The organism is Pseudomonas sp. BJa3 (assembly GCF_026343815.1).
GTDB lineage: Bacteria > Pseudomonadota > Gammaproteobacteria > Pseudomonadales > Pseudomonadaceae > Aquipseudomonas > Aquipseudomonas soli.
In genome coordinates this window covers 246,003-258,197 of record NZ_JAOXMC010000005.1, presented here as the reverse complement: position 1 = coordinate 258,197, position 12,195 = coordinate 246,003, and the positions used below count along the sequence as shown (strand labels likewise).

Annotated in this window: 7 protein-coding genes; 3 read left to right on the top strand and 4 right to left on the bottom strand. The window is 66.9% G+C overall.

Features of this window, described 5'->3' with window-relative positions; genetic code table 11:
- Positions 1 to 14: 14 nt before the first annotated feature.
- Both ptsP and nagE read left to right on the top strand, forming a co-directional pair.
- Positions 15 to 2,558: a phosphoenolpyruvate--protein phosphotransferase gene (ptsP, locus tag OH705_RS08010; protein ID WP_094011675.1), complete on the top strand. Its 2,544-nt coding sequence runs from the start codon at positions 15 to 17 to the stop codon at positions 2,556 to 2,558.
- 12 nt (positions 2,559 to 2,570) lie between these two features.
- Positions 2,571 to 4,232 (top strand): N-acetylglucosamine-specific PTS transporter subunit IIBC, encoded by a 1,662-nt coding sequence (nagE, locus tag OH705_RS08005; protein WP_038706724.1) that lies wholly within the window; start codon positions 2,571 to 2,573, stop codon positions 4,230 to 4,232.
- An 80-nt stretch (positions 4,233 to 4,312) separates the two neighbouring features.
- Here the strand turns inward: nagE and OH705_RS08000 are convergent, their stop codons facing one another.
- Together OH705_RS08000 and purL are read right to left on the bottom strand one after the other, a co-directional pair.
- On the bottom strand, positions 4,313 to 4,624 hold the full coding sequence (locus tag OH705_RS08000) for an NIF3 1 (protein ID WP_023632229.1): 312 nt from the start codon (positions 4,622 to 4,624) through the stop codon (positions 4,313 to 4,315).
- A 3-nt stretch (positions 4,625 to 4,627) separates the two neighbouring features.
- Entirely contained in the window at positions 4,628 to 8,527 is a 3,900-nt protein-coding gene (gene purL / locus OH705_RS07995; RefSeq protein ID WP_267301744.1) for a phosphoribosylformylglycinamidine synthase, read from the bottom strand.
- A gap of 222 nt (positions 8,528 to 8,749) precedes the next feature.
- Here purL and mltF point away from each other — a divergent pair, with 222 nt between their 5' ends.
- Positions 8,750 to 10,207: a membrane-bound lytic murein transglycosylase MltF gene (gene mltF, locus OH705_RS07990; protein ID WP_267301742.1), complete on the top strand. Its 1,458-nt coding sequence runs from the start codon at positions 8,750 to 8,752 to the stop codon at positions 10,205 to 10,207.
- Between the two features lie 104 nt (positions 10,208 to 10,311).
- On the opposite strand, the gene tadA is transcribed toward mltF, so the two are convergent.
- Positions 10,312 to 10,791, bottom strand: a complete 480-nt coding sequence (gene tadA / locus OH705_RS07985) for a tRNA adenosine(34) deaminase TadA (RefSeq protein WP_038706726.1) — start codon at positions 10,789 to 10,791, stop codon at positions 10,312 to 10,314.
- Complete coding sequence (locus tag OH705_RS07980; protein WP_046854334.1) at positions 10,791 to 12,173, bottom strand: multicopper oxidase family protein; 1,383 nt, start codon at positions 12,171 to 12,173, stop codon at positions 10,791 to 10,793. The genes tadA and OH705_RS07980 overlap by 1 nt, the downstream gene beginning before the upstream one ends.
- Between the last annotated feature and the right edge of the window lie 22 nt (positions 12,174 to 12,195).

Below are 12,195 nucleotides of genomic sequence, written 5' to 3'. Positions count from 1 at the left end.
GCGAGGAACAGCGCATGCCCGACAATAACAAGATCATCCTCCATGCCCCGCTCGCCGGGCCGCTGGTGCCGCTGGAGCAGGTGCCGGACCCGGTGTTCAGCAGCGCCACCCTCGGTGACGGCGTCGCCATCGATCCACTCAACGACGTGCTGCACGCCCCGTGTGCCGGCGAGGTGGTGCAACTGGCCCGCACCGGTCACGCGCTGACCCTGCGCGCGGCCAACGGTGCGGAAATCCTCCTGCATATCGGTGTCGACACCGTGCAACTGCAGGGCCGTGGCTTCTCGCCATTGGTGGCGCTGGGCGACCAAGTCCGCCAAGGCCAGCCGCTGGTGCGCTTCGACATGGACCTGGTGGCGCAGCACTGTGTCAGCCTGGTCACCGTGATGCTGATCAGCAATGGCCCTGGCTTTGGCCTGAGGCGACTGGAGGCAGGCACTGCGCAGCTCGGCGCGGCGCTACTGGAGGTCGAGGCCACAGGTCACGAAGCGCAGGCCCGGCCGGTCAGCGATGAAAGCGCGCGCGGTCACGCCCGGGTCGCTCATCACGGCGGCCTGCACGCCCGCCCCGCTGCCTTGCTGCGCCAGACTGCGCAAGGTTTCCAGAGCCATGCCGTGCTGCGCTTCGCCGAGCGCGAGGCCGACCTCGACAGCCTGGTGGCGGTCATGGGCCTGGGCGTTGGCGAAGGTGCCGAAGTCGAACTGATCTGCACCGGGCCAGACAGCCAGGCCGCGCTGCTGGCGTTGACCGCCGCCGTGCAGACAGCCTCGGTCGGTGAGCGCCATGCCGCGCACGCGCCGACCAGCACCGCCATGCCCAAGCCCGCTGCCGGACCCGGCATGCTTACCGGTGTCTGCGCCGCCCCCGGGCTGGCCCAAGGGCCACTGGCCCGGCTGGACGGGGTCAGCCTGCCGCCCGATAACGGCGACAACGATCCCGCCGCACAGCACCAGGCGTTGAACTCGGCCTTGGCCGAAGTGCGCCACGCCATTGACCGTGATTGGCGCCACCTGCCGCGCGGCCAGGAGGACGCGGCCGCGATCCTCGAGGCCCACCTGGCCTTGCTCGACGATCCGGCCCTGCTCGGCGACGCCCGCCAGCATATCGCCAACGGCGTCGCCGCCAGCCATGCCTGGAGCCGTGCCATCGATGCCCAGTGCCAGATCCTGCGCAGCCTGGGCAACCCGTTGCTGGCCGAGCGCGCCAACGACCTGTACGACCTGCAACAGCGCGTGCTGCGCGCTTTGCTTGGTGAAACCCGGCAACTGCGCCTGCCGCCCTCGGCCATTGTCGTCGCCCATGAACTGACGCCCTCCGACCTGCTGCTACTGGCCCGCCACGAGGTCGCCGGGCTGTGCATGGCCGCGGGCGGCGCCACCTCGCACGTCGCCATCCTTGCCCGCGCCCGCGGCCTGCCGTGCCTGGTGGCCGTGGGCGAAGCGCTGCTGGAGCTGCCCGCCGGCACGCCGCTGGTGCTGGACGCCGACCAGGGCCGCCTGGAAACCGAGGCTGATGCGCAGCGCCTGGCCGAGGTGCAGCGTCATGTGCAACAGCGCCACGAAACCCGCCAACGCCAGCGGGCCGCCGCCCAGCAAAGCGCCCGCACCCGCGATGGCCAAGTGATCGAGGTTGCCGCCAACGTCGCCAGTGCCGAGGAAGCCGCCGAGGCCTTGGCCCAAGGTGCCGACGGCATCGGCCTGCTGCGCAGCGAGTTCCTGTTCATCGACCGCCCCACCGCGCCGGACGAGGCCGAGCAGCGCAGCGCCTACCAGGCCGTGCTCGATGCCATGGCCGAACGCCCGGTGATCATCCGTACCATCGATGTGGGCGGCGACAAGCAGCTCGACTACCTGCCCCTGCCGGCCGAGGCCAACCCGGTGCTGGGCCTGCGCGGCATCCGCCTGGGCCAGGTGCGCCCGGAACTGCTCGACCAGCAGTTGCGCGCGTTGCTGCAAGTCAGCCCGCAACAGCGTTGCCGGATCATGCTGCCGATGGTGACCGAAGTCGACGAGCTGATCGCCATCCGCCAGCGCCTGGACCGACTGGCCGGTGAGCTGGGCATCGGGCAACGCGCCGAGCTGGGGGTGATGATCGAGGTGCCGGCCGCGGCGCTGCTCGCCGAGCGCCTGGCCGAACATGCCGATTTCTTCTCCATCGGCACCAACGACCTGTCCCAGTACACCCTGGCCATGGACCGCGACCACGCCGGGCTGGCTGCGCGGGTGGATGCCTTGCACCCCGCCCTGCTGCGCCTGATCGAGCTGACCTGCCAGGGCGCGGCGAAGCACGGGCGCTGGGTTGGCGTGTGCGGTGCGCTGGCCTCCGACCCGCTGGCCACGCCGGTGCTGATAGGGCTGGGGGTGGCCGAGCTGTCGGTCAGCGCGCCGCAGATCGGTGAGATCAAGGCGCAGGTGCGCCAGCTCGATGCCGCCGCCTGCCGCCGCTTCAGTCAAGGCCTGCTGGGCTTGTCCAGCGCCGCCGCGGTGCGCCAGGCCTGCCGCGACTTCACCGCCCAGTCCCACGCCCAACCGGCCGCCGCCGCGGCCCTACAACAATAATCGGAGCGCACCATGTACCAGCACTTCATCCAGGGCCTGCAACGGCTCGGCCGCGCCTTGATGCTGCCCATCGCCATCCTGCCCATCGCCGGCCTGCTGCTACGCCTGGGCGACACCGACCTGCTCGACATCGCCCTGGTGCATGACGCAGGGCAAGCGATCTTCGCCAACCTGGCGCTGATCTTCGCCGTCGGCATCGCCGTGGGCTTCGCCCGCGACAACAACGGCACCGCCGGCCTGGCCGGGGCCATCGGCTACCTGGTGCTGGTGGCGACGCTGAAGGTGATCGACCCGAAAATCGACATGGGCATGCTCGCCGGGATCATCTGCGGTCTGCTCGGCGGTGGCCTGTACAACCGCTTCAAGGACATCCAGCTGCCGGACTACCTGGCGTTCTTCGGTGGCCGGCGCTTCGTGCCGATTGCCACCGGGGTGTCGGCGGTGTTCCTCGGGCTGCTGTTCGGCCTGGCCTGGCCGCCGATCCAGGACGGCATCAACAGCCTCGGCCAATTGATGCTAGAGAGCGGCAGCATCGGCGCGTTCTTCTTCGGCGTGCTCAACCGCCTGCTGATCATCACCGGCCTGCACCACATCCTCAACAACCTGGTGTGGTTCGTCTTCGGCAGCTTCCAGGCGGCCAGCGGCCAGGTGGTCACTGGCGACCTGGCGCGCTTCTTCGCCGGCGACCCGAACGCCGGCCAGTTCATGACCGGCATGTTCCCGGTGATGATCTTCGGCCTGCCTGCTGCGTGCCTGGCCATGTATCGCCACGCCCTGCCGGCCCGGCGCAAGCTGATCGGTGGCGTGCTGCTGTCGATGGCGCTGACCTCGGCGCTGACCGGGGTGACCGAGCCGATCGAGTTCGCCTTCATGTTCCTCGCGCCGCTGCTGTACCTGATCCACGCGCTGCTCACCGGGGTGTCCATGGCGGTCTGCGACCTGCTCGGCATCCGCCTGGGCTTCACCTTCTCCGGCGGCGCCATCGACATGGCCCTGGGCTGGGGGCGCTCCAGCAATGGTTGGCTGGTGTTCCCTGTAGGCCTGCTGTATGCGGTGGTCTACTACTTCGTGTTCGACTTCTGTATCCGCCGCTTCGACCTCAAGACGCCGGGACGCGAGGAGCAACCCGGCAACGAAGCGGTGGCCGGGGCGGAGGTGCCCAGGGCCCGGCGCTATATCGACGCACTGGGCGGCGCGGCCAACCTGCAAGGGGTGGACGCCTGCACCACGCGCCTGCGCCTGGTACTTGCCGATCGCGGCCTGGCCCAGGACCAGGCCTTGAAAGCCCTCGGCGCCATGGCGGTGGTACGGCCTGGCAGCGGCGGCAGCCTCCAAGTGGTGGTGGGGCCGATGGCCGATGCGCTGGCCGATGAGATCCGTGGTGAACTACCCCATGCGCGGGTGACGGCAGCGGTGGCCGAGAAGGCCGCCGTGGTCACCGAGACGGTCGTCGTGGATGAATGGCTGCAGGCCCTGGGCGGGCGCGACAATCTGCTGGAAGCGCAGTGCGTGGCCTCGAGCCGGGTGCGCGTGCAAGTCAGGGATGAGAGCAAGGTGGAACAGGATCACCTGGCCGCCTTGGGATGCCTGGGAGTGAGTCTGCAGGCGGGTGGCGTTTGGCATCTGCTGGTGGGTGGCAAGGCGCCTGCGCTGGGCGCCGCCTTGCAAGGCTGAAAAGCATCGCGGGGCAAGCGCGCTCCCACGAATTTGCTTCGTGAGAGCGCGCTTGCCCCGCGATGTCATTCAACGCTTTACTAGAAATCGGCCAGCGGCCAGACCTCATAGGCAGGCGTTTCATACGGGTGGCTCTGCTTGAGCGCAGCGACCACCTGGGCGATCAGCGCATCAGCCACCACCAGCTCCACCTTCCATTCCTCGACCACCTCGACCTGGCCGGTCTGCCCGAGGTACGGCTGGCTGCCGTGCAACGGGCGGAACTGGCCCTGGCCGAGGGTCTGCCAGGCGCAGTGGTCATAGTCGCCAATGCGCCCGCCACCGGCGGCGAACACAGCGGCCTTGACCACTTCGACATGGCTGTCGGGGACGAAGAAGGCGAGCTTGTACACGCCTTAGTTCACCCACACCCGCGCGTTACGGAACATGCGCATCAGGGCCGCGTCTTCCTGCCACTCATCCGGGCGCCAGGAGTTCTGCACGGCGCGGAACATACGCTCCGGGTGCGGCATCATGATGGTCACGCGACCGTCGCGGCTGGTCAGGCCGGTGATCCCGCGCGGCGAACCGTTCGGGTTGGCCGGGTAGGCTTCGGTGACCTTGCCGTGGTTGTCGACGTAGCGCAGGGCCACGCAACCGGACAGGTCGGCTTCCAGCAGTGCCTCTTCGCTGGCGAATTCGGCATGGCCTTCACCGTGGGCGATGGCGATCGGCATGCGCGAACCGGCCATGCCCTGCAGGAAGATCGAGTTGGACTTCTGCACCTCGACCATGGCCACACGGGCTTCGAACTGCTCCGAGCGGTTGCGCACGAAGTGCGGCCAGTACTCGGTGCCCGGGATCAGCTCGTGCAGGTTGGACATCATCTGGCAACCGTTGCACACGCCCAGGGCGAAGCTGTCGGTACGCTCGAAGAAGGCCTGGAAGGCATCGCGGGCACGGGCGTTGAAGAGCGCCGACTTGGCCCAGCCCTCACCGGCACCGAGCACGTCGCCGTAGGAGAAGCCGCCGCAGGCCACCAGGCCCTTGAACGCTTCGAAATCGACACGACCAGACAGGATGTCGCTCATATGCACGTCGACGGCGGCGAAGCCGGCGCGGTCGAAGGCCGCGGCCATCTCGACCTGGCCGTTGACGCCCTGTTCGCGCAGGATCGCCACTTGCGGGCGCACGCCCTTCTTGATGTACGGCGCGGCGATATCTTCGTTGACGTCGTAGCCGAGCTTGACCGACAGGCCTGGGTTGTCTTCCTCGAGCAGCGCGTCGAACTCCTGGTCAGCGCAGTCGGCGTTGTCGCGCAGGCGCTGGACCTGGTAGCTGGTCTCGGCCCACTGGCGCTGCAGCAGGCGACGGTCGCCCTTGAACAGCTCTTCGCCTTCGAACTTGATCAGCACTTCACCGTTGTTGATCGGCTGGCCGATCACCGCGACGCAATCTTCGCCCAGGCCTGCGGCGCTGAACTGCGCCAGCACATCCGGCGTGGCGTCCTGACGGACCTGGATCACCGCGCCCAGCTCTTCGTTGAAGAGGATGGCGGCGACTTTCTCGCGCTTGCTGGTCAGGTTGCCCAGTTCCAGCTCCAGGCCACAGTGGCCGGCGAAGGCCATTTCCAGCACGGTGGTCAGCAGGCCACCGTCGGAACGGTCGTGGTAGGCCAGCAGGTGGCCGTCTTCGTTCAGGCCCTGGATAACGGCAAAGAACGCCTTGAGGTCTTCGGCGTCGTCGACGTCCGGCGCCTGGGCGGCCAGCTTGCCGTGGGTCTGCGCCAGGATCGAGGCGCCCATTCGGTTCTTGCCACGGCCCAGGTCGATCAGGATCAGGTCGGTCTCGCCCTTGTCCATGCGCAGCTGCGGGGTCAGGGTCTTGCGGATGTCGGTGACCGGGGCGAAGCCGGTGATGATCAGCGACATCGGTGAGGTGACGCTCTTCTGCTCGCCGGCTTCGCTCCACTGCGTCTTCATCGACATCGAGTCTTTACCCACCGGAATGGTGATGCCCAGCTCCGGGCACAGCTCCATGCCGACGGCCTTGACGGTGTCGTACAGGCGGGCGTCTTCGCCCGGGTGGCCGGCGGCGGACATCCAGTTGGCCGACAGCTTGATGTCGGACAGCTTCTCGATGCGCGAGGCGGCCAGGTTGGTCAGGGTCTCGCCGATCGCCATGCGCCCGGACGCCGGGGCGTCGAGCAGGGCCAGCGGGGTACGCTCGCCCATGGCCATGGCTTCACCGGTGTAGACGTCGAAGCTGGTGGCGGTGACGGCGCAGTCGGCCACCGGAACCTGCCACGGGCCGACCATCTGGTCGCGGGCCACGAGGCCGGTAATGGTGCGGTCGCCAATGGTGATCAGGAAGCTCTTGCTGGCCACGGCCGGGTGACGCAGCACGCGCTCGACCGAGTCCTTGAGTTCCAGGGTGCTCGGGTCGAACTCATCGCCCAGCTCCGCTTCGCGGGTGACCGAGCGGTGCATGCGCGGCGGCTTACCCAGCAGCACGTCCAGCGGCATGTCCACCGGGGTGTTGTCGAAGTGGCTGTCGGTAACGGTCAGGTGTTTCTCTTCGGTGGCCTCGCCGACCACCGCGAACGGGCAACGCTCGCGCTCGCAGATGGCCTGGAAGCGCTCGAAGTCCTCGGCGCTGACCGCCAGCACGTAGCGCTCCTGCGATTCGTTGGACCAGATCTCGTGCGGGGCCATGCCCGGCTCGTCGTTGGGCACGTTGCGCAGTTCGAAGCGGCCACCGCGGCCACCGTCGTTGACCAGCTCGGGGAAGGCGTTGGAAATGCCGCCAGCGCCGACGTCGTGGATGAAGGCGATGGGGTTCTTGTCACCCAGCTGCCAGCAGCGGTCGATGACCTCCTGGCAACGGCGCTCCATTTCCGGGTTCTCGCGCTGCACCGAGGCGAAGTCCAGGTCGGCGGAGCTGGCGCCAGTGGCAACCGACGAAGCGGCGCCGCCACCCAGGCCGATCAGCATGGCCGGGCCGCCAAGCACGATCAGCTTGGCGCCGACGGTGATCTCGCCCTTCTGCACATGGTCTTCACGGATGTTGCCCATGCCGCCGGCGAGCATGATCGGCTTGTGGTAGCCACGGACTTCCTCGCCGTGCGGGGTGTTGATGCCCTGCTCGAAGGTACGGAAGTAGCCGGTCAGGGCCGGGCGACCGAATTCGTTGTTGAACGCGGCGCCGCCCAGCGGGCCTTCGATCATGATGTCGAGGGCGTCGACGATGCGCTCGGGCTTGCCGTACGGCTTTTCCCAAGGCTGCTCGAAACCGGGGATGCGCAGGTTGGAAACGGTGAAACCGGTCAGCCCGGCCTTGGGCTTGGCACCACGGCCGGTGGCGCCTTCGTCGCGGATTTCGCCGCCGGAGCCGGTGGAGGCGCCGGAGAACGGGGCGATGGCGGTCGGGTGGTTGTGCGTCTCGACCTTCATCAGGATGTGCACCGGCTCCTGCACCGCGCCGTACTGGCGGGTCTCAGGGTTCGGGAAGAAGCGCCCGGCCACCGAACCGACGATCACCGAGGCGTTGTCCTTGTAGGCCGACAGCACGCCTTCGCTGTGCATCTGGTAGGTGTTCTTGATCATGCCGAACAGGCTCTTCTCCTGCGCCTGGCCGTCGATGTCCCAGCTGGCGTTGAAGATCTTGTGGCGGCAGTGCTCGGAGTTGGCCTGGGCGAACATCATCAGTTCGATGTCGTTCGGGTTGCGCGCAAGGCCCTGGAAGGCGGCGACCAGGTAGTCGATCTCGTCTTCGGCCAGGGCCAGGCCCAGGTCGATGTTGGCCTGGGCCAGGGCGGCGCGGCCACCGGCCAGGATGTCGACCGAGGTCATCGGCTTGGGCTGGGCGTGGCTGAACAGGTCGGCGGCGTCTTCCAGCTTGCCCAGCACGCGCTGGGTCATGCGGTCGTGCAGCTCGGCGGCGATGGCCTGAGCGTCGGCGTCATTGATGTTGCCGGCTACGTAGTAGGCGATGCCGCGCTCCAGGCGCTGGATCGACTGCAGGCCGCAGTTGTGGGCGATGTCGCTGGCCTTGGATGCCCAGGGCGAGATGGTGCCCAGGCGCGGCACGACCAGGAACAGGCGGCCACTCGGCTCCTGTACCGGCACGCTCGGGCCGTACTTGAGCAGACGGCCCAGCACCTGCTGCTGGTCGACGGTCAGCTCGCCGTCGACGTCGGCGAAGTGGGCGAATTCGGCATACAAACCAGTAACAGCGGGGACTTTCTGGCTCAGTTGCTCGAGTAATTTACCGTGGCGAAAGGCAGAAAGGGCAGGAGCGCCGCGCAGGATCAACATCGTCGGGACAGCCTCAGGAAGGGGTGTGCTTAGAGGCCGTGCATTCTAGCCTAATTCGCAGGCTTTCGGCACCCGCTCTAAGCCAATGCTGCCGGGCGGTGGAACCGGACCCAGGGGTCAAAAAATCACCCCTTGCGCCACTCCCGTCACAGCGCCTGCTACCAGACAAGCCACCTATTGTCGAGATATGGCGCCGGCAGTCCTTTGCGTATACTGCACCCTATGTTCGCCCACACTGCTTTGCGCCAGCGTTGCGCCAAATGGCTCTTCGCAACCGGACTCTTCCTGATGCTCGGTGCCTGTGTTGAAAAACCCAGCACCCTCGAGCGCGTCAAGGAGGATGGCGTATTGCGCGTGATTACCCGCAACAGCCCGGCCACCTACTTCCAGGACCGCAACGGCGAAACCGGTTTCGAGTACGAACTGGTCAAGCGCTTCGCCGATGACCTGGGGGTAAAACTCGAGATCGAGACCGCCGACAACCTCGACCAATTGTTCGACCAGTTGGGCAAACCCTCCGGCCCGGTGCTGGCCGCCGCCGGCCTGGTCAGCAGCGAGCGACGCGCCAGCCAGGCGAAGTTCTCCCACCCTTATCTCGAGGTGACCCCGCAGGTCATCTACCGCAACGGCCGCTCGCGCCCGACCAATGCCAAGGGCCTGGTGGGCAAGAAGATCATGGTGCTCAAGGGCAGCAGCCACGCCGACCAGCTGGCCGAGCTGAAAAAGCAGTATCCGGGGCTGGAATATGAAGAATCCGACGCCGTCGAAGTGGTCGACCTGCTGCGCATGGTCGACGAAGGCCAGATCGACCTGACCCTGGTCGACTCCAACGAACTGGCCATGAACCAGGTCTACTTCCCCAACGTGCGCGTGGCCTTCGACCTGGGCGACACCCGTGACCAGCGCTGGGCGGTGGCCGCCGGCGAAGACAACAGCCTGCTCAACGAGATCAACGATTTTCTCGACAAGTCGCAGAAGAACGGCACGCTTCAACGCCTGAAAGACCGCTACTATGGCCATGTCGATGTACTGGGCTACGTCGGCGCCTACACCTTCGCCCAGCACCTGCAGCAACGCCTGCCCAAGTACGAGAAACACTTCAAGACCAGCTCCAAGGTCGAACAGGTGGACTGGCGGTTGCTGGCCGCGATCGGCTACCAGGAATCGATGTGGCAGCCGGAGGTCACCTCCAAGACCGGTGTGCGCGGCCTGATGATGCTGACCCAGCGCACCGCCCAGGCCATGGGCGTGTCCAACCGCCTGGACCCCCGGCAGAGCATCCAGGGCGGCGCCAAGTACTTCATGCTGGTCAAGGACCAGCTCGACGACAGCATCAAGGAGCCGGACCGCACCTGGTTCGCTCTGGCGGCCTACAACGTCGGCAGCGGCCACCTGGAAGACGCCCGCACCCTGGCCAAGCGCGAAGGCCTGAACCCGAACAAGTGGCTGGACGTGAAGAAGATGCTGCCACGCCTGTCGCAGAAGCAGTGGTACAGCAAGACCAAGTACGGTTATGCCCGGGGCGGTGAGCCGGTGCATTTCGTCGCCAACATCCGCCGCTACTACGACATCCTCACCTGGGTCACGCAACCGCAGCTCGAAGGCCAGGTGGCCGAGGGCAACCTGCATGTGCCTGCGGTGAACAAGGACAAGCCAGCGGAGCAAGCGGCGCCGATGTGAGTCTTCAAGACCACTTCACCGGCAAGCCAGCTCCCTTGATCGCCCTTCTAAAGCCGAGCGCCATCCTGTGGGAGCTGGCTTGCCAGCGATGAGGCCGGCGCAGGTTAGCCCTTGGCCCGCCGAGCCTTGAAAAACTCGCTGAGTATCGCGCCGCATTCCTCGGCCAGCACCCCGCCCTCGTACATCACCCGATGATTGAGAAAGCTCTGGGTGAAGAACTGCCCCTGGCTCTGCACGATCCCTGCCTTGGGCTCCAGCGCGCCGTAGACCACCCGCGCCACCCGCGAATGGACGATCAGCCCCGCGCACATGCTGCACGGCTCCAGCGTCACGTACAGGGTGCTGCCCGGCAGGCGGTAGTTGCTGGCGGACTTGGCCGCAGCGCGGATCGCCACCATCTCGGCGTGGGCGCTGGGGTCGCTGTCGAGGATCGGCCGGTTGAAGCCCTGGCCGAGCACCTGGCCGTGCTGCACCAGCACCGCGCCCACCGGCACCTCGCCCAGGGCCGCGCCCTGGGCCGCCAGTTCCAGGGCCAGGCGCATGAATTCCTGATCACGGCTGCGATCGATGATCTGCGGACGCATCAGACCACCGCGATCGCGGCCATCAAGCCGGTTTCCATGTGGTCGATGACATGGCAGTGGAACATCCAGGTGCCTGGGTTATCCGCCACCAGCGCCACCTGCGCCCGCTCGTTCTTGCCCAGCAGGTAAGTGTCGGTGAACCACGGCTCGACGATCTTGCGCCGATTGGAGGCGATCACCTTGAAACTCATGCCGTGCAGGTGGATCGGATGCTGGTACTGGGTCATGTTCTTCAGCTCGAGGATATAGCTCTTGCCCTTCTGCAGCGTGGCGATGGGCCGGTCGGCGCACGTCTTGTCGGTGATGTCCCAGGCCTGGCCGTTGATCTGCCACAGGCTCGGCGGCTTGCCGTTCTCGGTATTCACCGAAACCTTGCCGACCCACTCGAAATTGAAGTTGAGCTTCTCGGCATTCTCCAGGTCCGGCTCGGCAACCGGGTTCGGCGGCAGCGCCTTGGGCCAGTCGCCGGGAGCGTCGCTGCTGGCCACCGAGCGCAAGGTGCCCAGGCGCACGAAGCCATCACGCAACGAGACCTCCTCGCCCGCCTCGGGTATGCGGATCGCCAGGCAGATGCGCATGCCGGGGCCAAGCCAGTACTCCTCGTCCAGCGGGCGCGGGGTGATCGGGTTGCCATCGAGGGCGTAGATCATCGCCTCGCAGTTGCCCTTGAGGTTCAGGCGGTAGGTCCAGGTGTTGTCCAGGTTCAACAGACGCACCCGTACCACCTGCCCGGCCGGCAGCTCGGTGACCGACTCGGCCTGGCCATTGATGGTGATCAGCCGCCCGGCAGTGCCGTTGCGCGCCGCCTCGCGGGGGATGCTGAACGGCAGCCAGGCGCCCTGCTCGTCCACGTGCCAGTTCTTCAGGCTCAGCGTGCGCTCGTGCTTGAAACCGGTCGGTTCGCGCTCTTCGACGATCAGCGGGCCGACCAGCCCGCGCCCCAGTTCCTCGGAGCTGCTCACATGTGGGTGGTACCAGTAGCTGCCGGCATCCGGCACACGGAACTTGTAGTCGAAATATTCGCCGGGCTTGACCGGCAATTGCGACACGTACGGCACGCCGTCCATCTCCAGCGGCAGGCGGATGCCGTGCCAATGGATGGTGGTCTCGACGGGTAGATGGTTGATGAAGCGCACCCGCAGCCAGGTACCCTGGCGCACCCGCAACTCAGTGCCCGGCGCCGACGGGCCGAAGGCCCAGGCCTCGGTCTTGAAGCCCGGCACCAGCTCGACATCCAGCGGTGCGGCGATCAGCTCGTAGTCGTGCCCGGCGTTGTCGTCCTCGACCTTGCCCAGCCAGTAACGCGCCGCGCCACCGGCGCCCAGGCCTACCACTACAAGGCCGGTCAGGCCCTTGAGCATTTGTCGACGGGTGAAGGACATTGGTGCGGGTACCTCGTGTTCT

Coding starts and splice junctions, on each gene's coding strand:
- ptsP (WP_094011675.1), top strand. CDS start 15: ATGCCCGACAATAACAAGATCATCCTCCATGCCCCGCTCGCCGGGCCG.
- nagE (WP_038706724.1), top strand. CDS start 2,571: ATGTACCAGCACTTCATCCAGGGCCTGCAACGGCTCGGCCGCGCCTTG.
- purL (WP_267301744.1), bottom strand. CDS start 8,527: ATGTTGATCCTGCGCGGCGCTCCTGCCCTTTCTGCCTTTCGCCACGGT.
- mltF (WP_267301742.1), top strand. CDS start 8,750: ATGTTCGCCCACACTGCTTTGCGCCAGCGTTGCGCCAAATGGCTCTTC.
- tadA (WP_038706726.1), bottom strand. CDS start 10,791: ATGCGTCCGCAGATCATCGATCGCAGCCGTGATCAGGAATTCATGCGC.
- OH705_RS07980 (WP_046854334.1), bottom strand. CDS start 12,173: ATGTCCTTCACCCGTCGACAAATGCTCAAGGGCCTGACCGGCCTTGTA.